Here is a 13,873-nt window from a genome sequence, read left to right as displayed (position 1 = left end):
GCCGCAGCCGCAGCCGCAGCCGCAGCCGCAGCCGCAGCCGCAGCCGACCGGCGGTATCAGCCCAGGTCGGGGGCGTGCATGGCGCGGACGCCCTCGATGTTCCCGTCCAGGTAGTGCCGTAGCGACAGCGGGACGAGATGGACAGAGGCGATCCCGACCCGGGTGAACGGCACCCGCACGATCTCGTACTCGCCGATGGGCTCGTCCACCTCGGGTCCGTGCCGCAAGGACGGGTCCATCGACTCCAGTCTGCAGACGAAGAAGTGCTGTACCTTCACCCCGGTCGCCCCACCGTCCTCGCCGATGTGCTCGACGGTGTCGACGAAGCAGGGCACCACATCGATGATCTTGGCACCGAGCTCCTCGTACACCTCACGGTGCAGGGCGTCGACGACAGTCGTGTCCGTCGGCTCGACCCCGCCACCGGGTGTGAGCCAGTAGGGATCCATGCCGGGCTTGGTGCGCTTGATCAGGACCAGGTCGTCGCCGTCCAGCAGAACGGCGCGGGCGGTGCGCTTGACCACGGGTCGGACGGTCATGGGAGAAATGTGGCCCGGCTGGTTCCACGTGAAACATCGCGAAGCGTCACCGGTCGAGCCCATGGCGTGACGGCCACGAAATCCCTGCTCAAGCCCAGTGGGAGGCGGGACTCAAGTCAGCTGGAAATCGCAGCTCAAGCCCAGTCCGAAGCCGCCCGCAACAGCCACTCGTGGGCACGCGCGATGTGCGACATCGCCAGCGTGCCGGTGCGGACCACCAGGAAGTACGTCCGCAGGGGCGGCACCGGCGGTTCGTGCAGGGCGATGACATGGCCGCGCTCCAGGGCGGTCGAGCACAGATAGCGGGGCAACACCGCGAGCCCGGCCCCCGCGGTCGTACAGGCGAGGACCGCGCGCAGGTCGGGGACGATCACAGTGCCTGGAGCGGCGGGACGGGAGTCGTAGACCGAAGCCCAGTAACGGGAGACGAAGGGCAGGGACTCGTGCACCTCCACCACCGGGATGTCCTCCAGTGCGTGCGCGCCCTTGCTGTGCAGCACGCCCGCGCCGATCCCGTCGGCCCAACGGGGAGCGGCGATCAGGACGTGTTCCTCGTCGCAGAGCGGAGTCGCGGTGAGCAGAGCGCCGCGTGGACGGGCCGTACTGATGGCCAGATCATGATGCCCGGCGGCGAGTCCTTCGAGTATCTCCTCGGCGTTGCCGAAGGATGCGCGCAACGCGAAGCCCTGGCCGTCCTCGCTGGTCAGCGCGGTGAGCGCGGGCAGCGCCCGCTCGGCGGTGAACTCAGGTGGGCCGGCGAGGTGCAGGGACCGTAAGGAGGACTCGTCGTCGAGGCCGGTCTCGGCGATCTCCACCAGGGCGTCAAGGTGCGGGGCTGCCTTGTGGGCGAGCTCGTCGCCGATGGTCGTCGGTGTCACCCCGCGGGCCTGCCGCAGAAACAGCGGGCGGCCCAACTGCCGTTCCAGGGTGCGGATCTGTGACGTCACGGCCGGTTGTGACAGGCCGAGCAGCGCGGCGGCGCGGGTGAAGGAGCCGGCCCGGTGCACGGTCACAAAGGTGCGCAACAAGGCCAGATCCATGCGACGCCCTCCCTGTCCCCGCCCTTCTCCCCGCCCTCAGGGAAGGGCCCAACTATAAATAAGTCGATAGGTCGCTGTCGCTACTGTGATTGGACACTGACAGAGAGTCAACTAGCCTTGTTCGCGCGGTTCTTCGCGCGCAGAACCGAGGGCGGTCCGAGCCACGAGGGGGGAGGCTCGGACCGTCCGTTCTACGTAGCCGGACAGCGGCGGACGCGGGGGCACCCCGGGTCAGTGCCCCGATTCGTCCAGTGCATGCAGCACATCCGCCACCAGGTCCTCGGGATCCTCCGCGCCGACCGACATTCGGACGAAGCCGTCCGGTACGGCGTCGCCGCCCCAGCGTCCGCGCCGCTCGGCCGTGGACCGCACCCCGCCGAAGCTGGTCGCGTCGTCGACGAGCTTCAGGGCGTTCAGGAAACGCTCGGCACGCGCGCGCGTGGGCAGCGTGAAGGAGACCACGCAGCCGTAGCGCCGCATCTGCTGCGAGGCGATCGGGTGCGAGGCATCGCCGGGCAGCCCCGGATAGCGCACCCCGAGCTCCTCCGGCCAGTCCCGCAGCGCCTCGGCGACCGCCAGGGCATTGGCGTTCTGCCGCTCCACACGCAGATGGAGGGTGGCGAGGGAACGGTGCGCGAGCCAGGCCTCCATGGGCCCCGGAATCGCCCCGACGATCTTGCGCCAGCGCCGTACGGCGGTCATGGCGTCGGCGTCGCGTCCGGTGACGTATCCCAGCAGCAGGTCGCCGTGTCCGGTCAGCTGCTTGGTGCCGCTGGCCACCGAGAAGTCGGCACCGAGCTCCAGCGGACGCTGCCCGAGCGGCGTCGCAAGCGTGTTGTCGACGGCGACGAGGGCGCCACGCGCGTGTGCCTCCGAGACCAGGTGTCGGATGTCGCACACGTCGAGACCGGGGTTGGACGGCGTCTCGATCCACAGCAGCTTCGCGCCGTCCAGGACGCCGAGCTGGGCGTTCCCGCCGGTCGGCGCCGTGCGCACCTCGATGCCGTACGCCTCCAACTGCCCGCGCACCAGGGGCAGCGCCTGATAGCCGTCGCTGGGCAGGACGACCGCGTCCCCGGCGCGCAGCTGGGAGAAGAGCACCGACGAGATGGCGGCCATGCCCGACGCGAAGACCAGCGTCTCGACGCCGTCCTCCCCCGACGCCTCCAACTCGCCGATGGCGCGCTCCAGATGGGTCCAGGTCGGGTTGTCGTCGCGGCCGTAGGTGTACGGTCCCGTGGGCTCGCCAGGCAGGTGGTAGTGGGCGGCGAACACCGGGCCCGGCAGAGTGGGCTCGTACTTGGCCGGCTCCGGTAGCCCGGCCCGCACCGCGCGCGTGCCGTCTCCGTCGCCGTAGGGCGGCCCCTGCGCCCGTGTGCCGCTCATGCCGCCCGTCCCTCCACCTGCTCGCGAACCGCCGCGAGCAGGTCCGTGCTTGCCGCCTCCACCATCTCCAGGCACTCCTCGAAGCCGTCCCGGCCGCCGTAGTACGGGTCCGGCACGTCCAGGTCGTCGCCGGCCGCGGGGTCGTAGGAACGCAGCAGGCGCACCTTCGCCGCGTCCTCCGGGGAGGGCGCGAGGCGGCGCAGGGCCTTGAGGTGGCCGGCGTCGAGCGCGATGACGAGGTCGAGGCGGGCGAACCAGGACTGCTGGAACTGCCGGGCCGCGTGGCCGCTGTCGTAGCCGTGCTCTTCGAGGACGGAGGCGGTACGCGGGTCGGCCGGGTCGCCCTCGTGCCAGCCGCCTGTGCCGGCGCTGTCGACCTCGACGAGTCCGCCGAGCCCGGCCTCTTCGACACGGGCGCGGAAGACGGACTCGGCCATCGGGGAGCGGCAGATGTTGCCGGTGCAGACGAAGCAGACGCGGTAGGTCATCGGATGCTCAGTCCCCGTCGGGCAGGGCGAGGTTGAGCGCCCAGGAGACGATCGAGATGATCAGGCCGCCGACCACGGCCGTCCAGAAGCCCTCGACATGGAAGCTCAGGTCGAGCTTGTCGGCGAACCACGAGGTCAGCAGCAGCATCAGCGCGTTGACGATCAGGGTGAACAGGCCGAGCGTCAGGATGAGCAGTGGCAGGCTCAGGAGCTTGACTATTGGCTTCACCAGGAAGTTCACCACGCCGAAGATCAGCGCGACGAGGACCAGGGTGCCGACCTTCTTGCCCGTGCTGTCACCGGTGAGGGTGATCTTGTCGAGCAGCCAGACGGCGACCGCCAGGGCGCCCGCGTTGGCGATCGTCTTGACTACGAAATTCTTCATGTGTCTGATCGTGGCAGACGAAATCGGCCATGAGCACGGGGATGAGGGCGGACGACTGCGATGAAGGCATTCCGGCTGGATGAACTGGAGGCGGAGCGCGCCGCCAACGAGGGCGCCTACCTGCAGTTTCTGCGGGAGCGGAACATGTCGGTCGGTCTGTACGCGCTCAACGCCGGCGAGCACGATCCACAGAAGCCGCACAATCAGGACGAGGTCTACTTCGTTGTGAGCGGCCGCGCGCAGATCACCGTCGGCATGGAGACCACGCAGGTGGCGCGGGGCAGCGTGGTGTACGTGCCGGCCGGGGTCGCCCACAAGTTCCACCACATCAGCGAGGATCTGAGGGTGCTCGTGGTGTTCTCTCCGCCTGAGAGCTGACCCTCGGTCTCGGGGTTCCCTAGGGGATCGATCAGGGGAGGACAAGGGCTGCGAGGCCCCCGCCGGGGCACCTGCCCGCCCTAGCATCGAGTGCAGGGAATCAGCAGATTCGCAGAATCAGGACCCGGCTCAGGACGGGCGGAGAGGTAAGGACGAGGGCGATGCGTGAGATCTTCGCAGGACTGCCGTGGTGGGTGAAGTGGATCGCGGTGCCGGTCATCGCTCTGGTTGTGTTCGGCGGGCTGATAGCCAGCGTCGTCGGGTTCGTCATCGGACTGCTTTTCAAGGTGCTGGTGTTCGTGGCCCTGGTCGGTGGACTGATCTACGTCGTACGGAAGTTCACGTCGAGCTCCTCGTCGCGCAGCGACTGGTGAGGGCTGTGAGGGCCGTGGGAACCGGGAGGCGGTAACAGGAATCACCGGTTCCCTCGGGCGAGGGAAGTTTCCCGAGCAGGGCGTCAGCGCGCGGTGACGGACGAATAGAGTCCGGAAATCGACGCGGGGGACGACCCCGCGAGCGGCGTGCACCCCTCCCGTGTTTCCCAGCACGGGTTCCCCCCTCGCGCTTCGGGAGTAACCCTTGGCCACGGTTGACACCGCACTCTCAGGACCCCACGCACCCCTACGACGACCGCCGTCCTCAGTACCCCAGGTACCGCGGCAGGCGTCCCCGACACCCCCACCGACACCCCCCGAGCAGCCGCACTCCGCGACGCTCATCGGGTCCGTCCAGCGCGCGATGCGCCTGCTGGAATGCGTCGCCGGGCACGAGTACGGCGCTCCCGCCAAGCAACTCGCCCGCGAGACGGGCCTGGCGCTGCCCACCGCGTACCACCTGTTGCGCACCCTGGTGCACGAGGGCTATCTGCGCCGCGACAAAGGGCTGTTCTTCCTCGGCGAAGCCGCTGTGCGGCTGAGCAGCAGCGGAGCCCAGCAGAAACGTCGCAGCACGGTCGCCGACGCGCTCGCCCAGTGCCGTGACGCCATCGGCGTCCCCGTGTACTACGCCCTCTACCGCGACGGCGAGATCGAGGTCATGTGCGTCTCCGACAGCCCGAGCACTCCGGCGGTCGAGGAGTGGGCCGACTTCCGTGAGACGGGCCATGCGCACGCCATCGGCCAGTGTCTGCTGTCCCAGCTGGACGAGGACGCCCGCCGGGACCACCTCGCCCGCCATCCTGTGCAGGCCATCACGCCGTACACGGTGCGCGACAGCCGCACCCTGCTGCGACGCCTGGAACGGATCCGGCGAATGGAGACGGTGACCGAGCGCCAGGAGTACGCGCTGGGCACGGTGTGCGCAGCGATCCCGATCACCGTGGGCACCACGGCCGCGACGATGGCCATTTCCCTGCCGGCCCATCAGGGCGACCGACTGCTGTCGGCGGCGCGGCAGCTGCAGGACGAGGTCGGGCGGCTCCTGGGGTCACTCTCGATCTCTATCAGTATGTGAAAACTCACTCCTTGTGATCTCTCGTGTACGTTCAGCAAGATTCCACCAGTGTCGGGTTCCGTTCCCGGCCAGTCGAAGGCAAACGACGGGGTAGGCGATGCGCGAGTCCGTACAGGCAGAGGTCATGATGAGCTTTCTCGTCTCGGAGGAGCTTTCCTTCCGCATCCCGGTGGAGCTGCGCTACGAGACCTGCGATCCCTATGCCGTACGTCTGACCTTCCATCTGCCCGGCGATGCCCCGGTGACCTGGGCATTCGGCCGCGAGCTGCTGGTCGACGGGGTGGGTCGGCCGTGCGGGGAGGGCGATGTACGGGTCTCCCCGGCGGGTTCCGAGACGCTGGGTGACGTTCTGATCCGCCTTCAGGTCGGTGCCGACCAGGCGCTGTTCCGCTCCTCGGTGGCCCCGCTCGTGGCCTTCCTGGACCGCACGGACAAGCTGGTGCCGCTCGGGCAGGAGGGTACGCTCGCCGACTTCGACGCCCACCTCGACGAGGCCCTGGACCGCATCCTGGCGGAGGAGCAGAGCGCCGGCTGAAGCGGCGCACCGGAGAGGGTGGTGGCGTAACGCTTCAGCGGCGCACAAGGGGCGCGTGGGAGCGCTTCCTCAACGCCGGGTGTGCTTCGCGCTCCGCCGGACGGGCGGCACCGACTGACCCGGCTCGGAGGCCGTATGCGCCACCGCTCCGCTGTCGTCACCGTCGTCACCGCTTCGTCGCGCCGCCGCCGTCATCGCCTGGCCGCTGCGACTGGCGTCTCGTCACCGCTTCCGCCGGCGCCCACGCCCCCCGCCGCGTCCCGAGGCCGCCTGCGCACCCGCCGAGGCCGGCTGGGAGCCCGTCGGCGCCGTCGCCTTCTCCGGCCGGTCGGCCGAGACCACGAGGGCCGCGAGGGCCGTGGTGACCGGCACCGAGGCGACCAGGCCGATGGAGCCGACCAGCGTGCGCACGATCTCCTCGGCCACCAGCTCACTGTTGGCGACCGTGCCGACGCCGCTCTGCGCGATCGAGAAGAGCAGCAGCAACGGCAGCGCGGCGCCCGCGTAGGCGAGGACGAGCGTGTTGACCACGGACGCGATGTGGTCGCGGCCGATCCGGATGGCTGAGCGGTATAGCCCACGCCAGCCCATCGTCGGGTTGGCCTCGTGCAACTCCCAGACCGCGGAGGTCTGGGTGACCGTCACATCGTCGAGGACACCGAGGGAACCGATGATGACGCCGGCCAGCAGCAGACCGCTCATGTCGATCGACGGGTACAGCCCGTGGATCAGCCCGGTGTTGTCGTCCGTGTTGCCGGTGAGTGCGGCCCAGTCGATGAACCCCGAGCCCAGGAGGCCGATCAGGAGCAGCGAGAGCAGCGTGCCGAGCACCGCCACGGACGTACGGGCGGACAGGCCGTGGCACATGTAGAGGGCGATCAGCATGATCGCACTCGCCCCGACCACCGCCACCACCAGCGGGTTCGAGCCCTGGAGGATCGCCGGCAGGATGAAGAAGGTCAGCACCATGAAGCTGATGGCCAGCGCGACCAGCGCCATGACACCGCGCATCCGGCCCACCACCACGACGGCGAGCGCGAAGATGCCGGCGAGCAGCATCATCGGGAACCCACGGTTCACATCGGTGACCGAGTACTGCAGGTCCTTGGGCGCGGAGGGCTCGTACGCGACCACGACCTCCTGGCCCTCGTGCAACTGCCGTGACTGGTCGGGCTGCACGATCTCGGTGAACGTACGGCCCTTGTCCTTGCCCGTGTCGACGCGGATCGTCGCCTTCTTGCAGGTGCCCTTCTCCTGCTGCACGGCGGAGGAACCCTCGGCGGTGGAGGTGTCACCGGTCGGCGGCACTCCAGAGGCCCCCACGTCCTTGCAGCTCAGCTCGACCACCTTGGTGACCGTGGCCTGCTGGGTCTGCCGGTCGAAGCCGACCCCCGTGCGCTCGTGCGGCGGGGCACCACCCGGCCACAGCACCGCGAGCCCCACCACCACCGCCGCGGCGAACGGGATCAGGATCGCCGCGATGACCTTGCGCAGATGCCGGGAGACGGGCGCCGCAGGACCGTGGGCGTGACTGTGCCCATGCCCATGCCCGTTACCTTGACCGTGATCGTCCCCGCCACCGTCACCGCCGCCGCGCGGGCCGCCGTGTCCGACACCGTGCCCTTGACCAGCACCGACACCGTGATTGTGCTCGTCACCCGGGCCGAACCCGCGCCCTGGTGAGCCGCTGGATCCCGGACCGTGCTCATGTTGGCCACCGGCCCTGGGGCCGTGCTCGTGCCAGCCGCCGGCCCCAGTCATGTGATTGCCAGTCGTCTGATCGCCGGCCGACTGGCCTTCGTGACCGCCGCCCACAGGGCCCCGGCCGTATCCACCGTCGTATCTCCCTCCGGTGACCCCTGAACCCCGGCCGTCTGTACGGTCGTTGCCCCGCACGGGGCCGTTTCCGGCGCCGGATCCACGGGGCCGCTCGGGCGGTGGGTACGGAGGTTCATGCGTCGAGGTCACCGCCCGATCATCGCAAGAACGACTGGGGCCCTCTGTTCACCGCGCCCGAATTGACGCTAGCGTGGTGCCACCTTTGTACACGCGGGAGCTCGGAGCACCGGGCTGAGAGGGCGCTGACCTCCGTCCCAGCGATGTTTCACATGAAACATCACTCACCACGAGTGATGTTTCACACGAAACGTCGGCAGACGGATACCGCTGCGTCGACCGCCGAACCTGTTACCGGGTAATGCCGGCGTAGGGAGTAGGTCTCATGACCATCAAGGACGCGCGCACGCCTGCCTCCAGCCAGGACGAACAGCCCATTCAGGGTGAAACGTCCCCGGAGGCCGGGAAGTCCATCGGCTGGCACAAGGCGTATGTCGAGGGTTCACGCCCTGACCTGCGGGTGCCGGTCCGCCAGGTGCACCTCACCAACGGGCAGTCGGTCACGCTGTACGACACGTCGGGCCCGTACACCGATCCACTGACCGATACCGACGTCCGCAGGGGGCTGCCCCCGCTACGGGAGAACTGGATCATCGCCCGGGGCGACACCGAGGAGTACGCGGGGCGCCCCGTTCGTCCCGAGGACGACGGGATCAAGCACACCTCGCCGCGCGGTGGCCTGCGCAACCTCGACGCCGTCTTCCCCGGACGGCCGCGCCAGCCTCGTCGCGGCCGCGACGGCACGGCGGTCACCCAGCTCGCCTACGCGCGACGCGGCGAGATCACGCCCGAGATGGAGTACGTGGCCATCCGGGAGAACGTCTCCCCCGAAGTGGTCCGCGACGAGATCGCCGCGGGCCGGGCTGTGCTGCCCGCCAACGTCAACCACCCGGAGATCGAGCCGATGATCATCGGCAAGCGGTTCCTGGTGAAGGTCAACGCCAACATCGGCAACTCCGCGGTCACCTCCTCCATCGAGGAAGAGGTCGAGAAGATGACCTGGGCGACCCGCTGGGGCGCCGACACGGTCATGGACCTGTCGACCGGCCGCAACATCCACACCACCCGCGAGTGGGTGTTGCGCAACTCCCCCGTGCCCATCGGCACCGTGCCGCTCTACCAGGCGCTGGAGAAGGTCGACGGCCGCGCCGAGGAGCTGACCTGGGAGATCTACAAGGACACGGTCATCGAGCAGGCCGAGCAGGGCGTGGACTACATGACGGTCCACGCGGGTGTGCGCCTGCCGTACGTGCCGCTCACCGCCAACCGCAAGACCGGCATCGTCTCGCGCGGCGGCTCGATCATGGCCGCGTGGTGCCTGGCGCACCACAGGGAGTCGTTCCTGTACGAGAACTTCGAGGAACTCTGCGAGATCCTCGCGGCGTACGACGTCACGTACTCGCTGGGCGACGGCCTCAGGCCGGGCTCGATCGCGGACGCCAACGACGAGGCGCAGTTCGCTGAGCTGCGCACGCTCGGGGAACTCAACCGGATCGCGAAGCGCTTCAATGTTCAGACCATGATCGAGGGCCCGGGACATGTCCCGATGCACAAGATCAAGGAGAACATCGACCTTCAGCAGGAGATCTGCGATGAAGCTCCGTTCTATACGCTCGGCCCGCTGACCACGGACGTCGCTCCGGCGTACGACCACATCACCTCCGGCATCGGTGCCGCGATGATCGCCTGGTGGGGCACGGCCATGCTCTGCTACGTGACGCCCAAGGAGCACCTGGGCCTGCCCAACCGTGACGACGTCAAGACGGGCGTGATCACCTACAAGATCGCCGCCCACGCGGCCGACCTCGCCAAGGGACACCCCGGCGCGCAGGAGTGGGACGACGCGTTGTCCGACGCCCGCTTCGAGTTCCGGTGGGAGGACCAGTTCAACCTGGCTCTCGACCCGGACACGGCACGGGAGTTCCACGACGAGACACTGCCGGCCGAGCCCGCCAAGACGGCCCACTTCTGCTCCATGTGCGGGCCGAAGTTCTGCTCGATGAAGATTAGCCAAAGCATCACAAAGCAGTTCGGTGGTGCGGCTGAGGGGGCGTCGCCCGACGAGGTCGCCGAGGGCATGCTCCAGAAGTCGAAGGAGTTCGCGGCCAGCGGGAACCGGGTGTACCTGCCGATCGCCGACTGAACCTGACCTGCGAGTAGTCCGCGTTCCCGGCCTGGCCATGGCCGAGTTGGGGATGCGGGCCCCTCGTCTGGAATCCGGTTCCCCACTGGCCGCATATGTTGGCGGCCGTCGCCGGGCGTCGGCGACGGCCGCCGGCGCGCGGACCTCGTCCCCCCTGTCGTGAGCGAGGTCCTCGCGCGCGGATCGTCCTCACGGCTGATCGGGGCGACGCGGGAGTGTGCCCCAATTCGAGAACAGGCCGGGAGAACGAGGGGCGGAGTCCGTTCATGTCCATTGCGGGACTGGGGCTCCGGCCTCCTGACGAGTGTGTCTTTCCTGACCCGGGGGCACGGGGTCGGCGATGGCCCGTTGCACAGGCCGGTGCTGCTGCTTCGATGAGCAGTACGTCTCCCGTGACAGCCTAGAGCGAGCGGCACGGAGGGCAAGAGTCCGATCCAGCCTCTGGGGGAACACATCCGCCCTGGCGCGCGTCCGTTCTCAGTCCGCGGATGTACCGCTGTCGAGTGCCTCGTCCAGCGTGCCTGTCAGTGCGAAGACCTGGCTGAGTCCGACGATCCGGAGCAGCTTGCGGATGACGGGGTGGGGGCAGACGAGGGTCAGGTGTCCGCCCCGTTCCTCGACGCGTCGTCGTGCGCGGCACAGCAGCCTCAGCCCAGAGCAGTCCAAGAACTCGACAGGACTCAGATCGATCACGAGCAAGGTTTCCGGGCGGCCCGTCGTCGCGTCCAGCTGTGCGGAGATGCGGAGGGCGACGGCGATGTCGATGTCACCGAGCAGCTCGATGATCGTTCGTCCTGCCGTCTCGTAAGTGCGAACGTTCTGGGTGGGAGGAGCGGCGTTCCCGGGCATGGCGACATCACCGTGGGTTCAGGGAGCTGCCCGCGTCAGTACCGAAGCGGGCGACGACGAAGGTCCACAGTCACCGGGAGCACGGGTGACGACAACGCGACCCTAGGACGATGCACACCTGAGGCGGGCCGAGATTCAAACAGAAACGCTTCACCCGCAAGAGCGTTCCTTCTTTGGAAGGAAATATCTTCGGATTCCATTGACAAGCGCCCAGGGGGTAGGTCTGAAGCGCCGCCCGCCGCTGTGCCTGCTGTGTCGGCTGCTTGCACGTCTCACCGGTCGGCCCAGATTTCGATAGGCTCATGGTGTGACGGCCGACCAGCCATCCACGGATCACTACGGCATCGTTGCCGTCGCGTCCTCCGCGGGCGGTATCCAAGGGCTGAGTGTGCTGCTCGGGGCACTGGGCCCAGATCTGCCGGTGCCGGTGCTGGTCGTCCAACACCTCGATCCCCGGCACCGGACGGTGCTTGCCGAGGTCCTTGCCCGCCGTACCGTGCTTCGGGTCAAGCTCGCCGAGGCGGAGGAGCGTGCGCTGCCCGGCACCGTCTACATTGCCCCGCCCGACCGGCACCTCCTCGTCGGCTCCGAGGGCGTCATGACCCTGACCAGCACCGAGCTCGTCCACTTCGTACGTCCCTCCGCTGACCTCCTTTTCGAGTCGGTCGCCGGTGCCTACGGGGCGGAGGCGATCGCCTGCGTGCTTACCGGGACCGGCAGAGACGGCGCCATGGGGGTCGAGGCCGTGAAGTCGCGCGGCGGCACCGTGATCGTCCAGGATCCGCAGTCCGCGGATTTTCCGGGTATGCCGCAGGCGGCGATGGACACAGGAGGGGTGGACTTCGTGCTACCTCTTGAGGAGATCGCCGCGGTCGTGCGCGGACTTGTCGGGGCTAAGAGGCAGTGATGGGTTGATGGGCGAACCACGGGACGCCGGGGACAAAGAGGTGCTGGAGGAACTGCTCGGGTTCATCCGGGAGGCCCGCGGCTTCGACTTCACCGGATACAAGCGCTCCACGCTGGCCCGGCGCATCCACAAGCGGATGACCGACGTCGGCATCGGCTCCTACCTGGATTACCAGGATCTCCTGGAGACCAATTCGGACGAGTTCGATGCCCTCTTCAACACGATCTTGATCAACGTCACCTCCTTCTTCCGCGACCCGGAGGCATGGACCTTTCTCCAGAACAAGGTCGTCTCCGAGCTCCTCGTGTCCCTCGCACCGGACTATGAGATCCGGGTATGGAGCGCGGGCTGCTCCAGCGGTGAGGAGCCGTACTCGCTGGCGATCATGTTCGCGGAGGCACTCGGTCTCGACGAGTGCCTGCGCCGGGTCAAGATCTACGCCACGGATGTCGACGAGGAGGCGTTGCGCGAGGCCCGGTCGGGGCTGTACCCGGCGAAGTCCCTGGAACCGCTCTCCGCGGATCTGCGGGAGAAGTACTTCGAGCAGAGCGGTACGCAGTTCACCTTCCGACCCGATCTACGGCGGCGTGTGATCTTCGGGCGCCACGACATCACCCGGGACGCCCCGATCTCCCGGCTCGATCTGCTGGTCTGCCGCAACACCCTGATGTATTTCAACGTCGAGGCCCAGACGCAGATCGTCGACCGATTCCACTTCGCCCTGCGCCCGAACGGTTGCCTCTTCCTGGGCAAGGCGGAGATGCTGCTCAACGACGCCGAGCGGTTCGAGGTCGTGAACATGCGCCAGCGCGTCTTCCGACGCCGGGCCGGCGACACCGCGCTGCCGTACCACCCGACACCCTTGAAGATCAGATCGGGCGTGGGCGTCGAACTGCACTCTGTCGCGCACGCCCGTCAGCTGCGTGGCCTCGTCCTCGATGCCGGACCGGTCCCGTCGATCGCCCTCGACAGCGACGGAACCGTCGTGGTGATCAACAGTCAGGCGAGGATCCAATTCGGCCTGAGCACCACCGACATCGGCCGTCCCGTTCAGGACCTGGAAATCTCCTACCGCCCGGTCGAACTCCGCTCCCTGATCGACCAGTCCACGCACGAGCGCCGGACCCTGCGGGTCAACGGGGTCGAGCGCAGGATGGGCGAGGACGTCCAGTACTTCGACATCCTCATCCAGCCGCTTTCCGGGCCCAGCGGCGTGCACGTCGCCACCACGATCTCCTTCACCGATGTCACCGTCGCCACGCAGTTGAAGGCCGAGGTCAAGAGGATCCGGGAGGACCTGGAGACGGCGTACGAGGAACTGCAGTCCACCAACGAGGAGTTGGAAACCACCAACGAGGAACTCCAGTCCAGTATCGAAGAGCTGGAGACGACCAACGAGGAACTGCAGTCCACCAACGAGGAGTTGGAAACCACCAACGAAGAGCTCCAGTCGGGCAACGAGGAGCTGGAGACGATGAACGAGGAAATGCGCATCCGCACCGACGAACTGGACGAGGCCAGGGCGTTTCTGGAAGCGGTTCTGACGAGCATCGCGGCGGGAGTGGTGGTCCTGGACAAGGATCTGAAGGTCAGGAGCTGGAACCGGGGTGCTGTCGACCTGTGGGGACTGCGCGCCGACGAGGTGATGGAAGAGCCCTTCTTCGAGCTGGACTTCGGGTTGCCCACAGATGAGCTGCTTCCCGTCGTGCAGCGGTGCCTGGAGACCCGCCAGCGCTCCGGCCCGGTCGCTGTGGAGGCCCTGAGCCGCATCGGCCGACCCATCACCTGCGATGTTTTCTTCTCCCCGTTCGGCGTACACAACGGCGGTGTCGTCCTGATGATGGAAGAGAGCCGGAGTGGTACCCCCGCCTGACT

General features: G+C 68.0%; 14 protein-coding genes. 7 read left to right on the top strand and 7 right to left on the bottom strand.

What is annotated here, in order from left to right:
• Nucleotides 1–56: 56 nt before the first annotated feature.
• The 5 genes from POF73_RS16275 to POF73_RS16255 form a co-directional block, all read right to left on the bottom strand.
• A complete protein-coding gene (locus POF73_RS16275) occupies nt 57–539 on the bottom strand; it encodes an NUDIX domain-containing protein (protein WP_272115590.1) in 483 nt (160 codons plus the stop codon).
• 134 nt (nt 540–673) lie between these two features.
• On the bottom strand, nt 674–1,579 hold the full coding sequence (locus tag POF73_RS16270; RefSeq protein WP_272115588.1) for a LysR family transcriptional regulator: 906 nt from the start codon (nt 1,577–1,579) through the stop codon (nt 674–676).
• Nucleotides 1,580–1,810: 231 nt separating this feature from the next.
• Nucleotides 1,811–2,965: a cystathionine gamma-lyase gene (locus POF73_RS16265; protein WP_272115586.1), complete on the bottom strand. Its 1,155-nt coding sequence runs from the start codon at nt 2,963–2,965 to the stop codon at nt 1,811–1,813.
• Entirely contained in the window at nt 2,962–3,453 is a 492-nt protein-coding gene (locus POF73_RS16260; RefSeq protein ID WP_272115584.1) for a low molecular weight protein-tyrosine-phosphatase, read from the bottom strand. Before POF73_RS16260 ends, POF73_RS16265 begins: the two co-directional genes overlap by 4 nt.
• A 7-nt stretch (nt 3,454–3,460) precedes the next feature.
• Nucleotides 3,461–3,838 carry a phage holin family protein gene (locus tag POF73_RS16255; protein WP_272115582.1) on the bottom strand — a complete coding sequence of 126 codons (378 nt, stop codon included), beginning with the start codon at nt 3,836–3,838 and terminating at the stop codon, nt 3,461–3,463.
• A gap of 60 nt (nt 3,839–3,898) precedes the next feature.
• Here POF73_RS16255 and POF73_RS16250 point away from each other — a divergent pair, with 60 nt between their 5' ends.
• From POF73_RS16250 to POF73_RS16235, 4 genes are all read left to right on the top strand, one after another.
• The gene (locus POF73_RS16250) at nt 3,899–4,216 is read left to right on the top strand and encodes a cupin domain-containing protein (RefSeq protein WP_019755167.1); all 318 of its coding nucleotides are present in this window, start codon (nt 3,899–3,901) and stop codon (nt 4,214–4,216) included.
• Nucleotides 4,217–4,377: 161 nt separating this feature from the next.
• Nucleotides 4,378–4,590 carry a DUF5326 family protein gene (locus tag POF73_RS16245; RefSeq protein WP_030048440.1) on the top strand — a complete coding sequence of 71 codons (213 nt, stop codon included), beginning with the start codon at nt 4,378–4,380 and terminating at the stop codon, nt 4,588–4,590.
• A 205-nt stretch (nt 4,591–4,795) separates the two neighbouring features.
• Nucleotides 4,796–5,668, top strand: coding sequence for an IclR family transcriptional regulator (locus tag POF73_RS16240; protein ID WP_443049526.1), 873 nt, complete (start codon nt 4,796–4,798; stop codon nt 5,666–5,668).
• Between the two features lie 97 nt (nt 5,669–5,765).
• On the top strand, nt 5,766–6,203 hold the full coding sequence (locus POF73_RS16235; protein WP_272115571.1) for an SsgA family sporulation/cell division regulator: 438 nt from the start codon (nt 5,766–5,768) through the stop codon (nt 6,201–6,203).
• Between the two features lie 222 nt (nt 6,204–6,425).
• Here the strand turns inward: POF73_RS16235 and POF73_RS16230 are convergent, their stop codons facing one another.
• The gene (locus POF73_RS16230; protein WP_272115569.1) at nt 6,426–7,964 is read right to left on the bottom strand and encodes a YibE/F family protein; all 1,539 of its coding nucleotides are present in this window, start codon (nt 7,962–7,964) and stop codon (nt 6,426–6,428) included.
• A 460-nt stretch (nt 7,965–8,424) separates the two neighbouring features.
• On the opposite strand from POF73_RS16230, the gene thiC reads away from it, so the two are divergent.
• Entirely contained in the window at nt 8,425–10,242 is a 1,818-nt protein-coding gene (gene thiC, locus POF73_RS16225; RefSeq protein ID WP_272115567.1) for a phosphomethylpyrimidine synthase ThiC, read from the top strand.
• A 477-nt stretch (nt 10,243–10,719) separates the two neighbouring features.
• On the opposite strand, the gene POF73_RS16220 is transcribed toward thiC, so the two are convergent.
• Entirely contained in the window at nt 10,720–11,091 is a 372-nt protein-coding gene (locus POF73_RS16220; RefSeq protein ID WP_272115565.1) for an STAS domain-containing protein, read from the bottom strand.
• A gap of 307 nt (nt 11,092–11,398) precedes the next feature.
• On the opposite strand from POF73_RS16220, the gene POF73_RS16215 reads away from it, so the two are divergent.
• Both POF73_RS16215 and POF73_RS16210 read left to right on the top strand, forming a co-directional pair.
• Nucleotides 11,399–11,998, top strand: coding sequence for a chemotaxis protein CheB (locus tag POF73_RS16215; RefSeq protein ID WP_272115563.1), 600 nt, complete (start codon nt 11,399–11,401; stop codon nt 11,996–11,998).
• A 7-nt stretch (nt 11,999–12,005) separates the two neighbouring features.
• Nucleotides 12,006–13,871: a CheR family methyltransferase gene (locus POF73_RS16210; RefSeq protein ID WP_272115561.1), complete on the top strand. Its 1,866-nt coding sequence runs from the start codon at nt 12,006–12,008 to the stop codon at nt 13,869–13,871.
• The last annotated feature ends 2 nt before the right edge of the window (nt 13,872–13,873 follow it).

The sequence above is a fragment of the Streptomyces sp. HD genome, assembly GCF_028369295.1.
Classification (GTDB): Bacteria; Actinomycetota; Actinomycetes; order Streptomycetales; family Streptomycetaceae; genus Streptomyces.
Note: the sequence above shows the minus strand (reverse complement) of the source record. Positions and strands in the feature narration are given on the sequence as shown.

Bases quoted from the DNA above. Each gene is read 5' to 3' on its own strand.
- POF73_RS16275 (WP_272115590.1), bottom strand. From the start codon at position 539: ATGACCGTCCGACCCGTGGTCAAGCGCACCGCCCGCGCCGTTCTGCTG.
- POF73_RS16270 (WP_272115588.1), bottom strand. From the start codon at position 1,579: ATGGATCTGGCCTTGTTGCGCACCTTTGTGACCGTGCACCGGGCCGGC.
- POF73_RS16265 (WP_272115586.1), bottom strand. From the start codon at position 2,965: ATGAGCGGCACACGGGCGCAGGGGCCGCCCTACGGCGACGGAGACGGC.
- POF73_RS16260 (WP_272115584.1), bottom strand. From the start codon at position 3,453: ATGACCTACCGCGTCTGCTTCGTCTGCACCGGCAACATCTGCCGCTCC.
- POF73_RS16255 (WP_272115582.1), bottom strand. From the start codon at position 3,838: ATGAAGAATTTCGTAGTCAAGACGATCGCCAACGCGGGCGCCCTGGCG.
- POF73_RS16250 (WP_019755167.1), top strand. From the start codon at position 3,899: ATGAAGGCATTCCGGCTGGATGAACTGGAGGCGGAGCGCGCCGCCAAC.
- POF73_RS16245 (WP_030048440.1), top strand. From the start codon at position 4,378: ATGCGTGAGATCTTCGCAGGACTGCCGTGGTGGGTGAAGTGGATCGCG.
- POF73_RS16235 (WP_272115571.1), top strand. From the start codon at position 5,766: ATGCGCGAGTCCGTACAGGCAGAGGTCATGATGAGCTTTCTCGTCTCG.
- POF73_RS16230 (WP_272115569.1), bottom strand. From the start codon at position 7,964: ATGACTGGGGCCGGCGGCTGGCACGAGCACGGCCCCAGGGCCGGTGGC.
- thiC (WP_272115567.1), top strand. From the start codon at position 8,425: ATGACCATCAAGGACGCGCGCACGCCTGCCTCCAGCCAGGACGAACAG.
- POF73_RS16220 (WP_272115565.1), bottom strand. From the start codon at position 11,091: ATGCCCGGGAACGCCGCTCCTCCCACCCAGAACGTTCGCACTTACGAG.
- POF73_RS16210 (WP_272115561.1), top strand. From the start codon at position 12,006: ATGGGCGAACCACGGGACGCCGGGGACAAAGAGGTGCTGGAGGAACTG.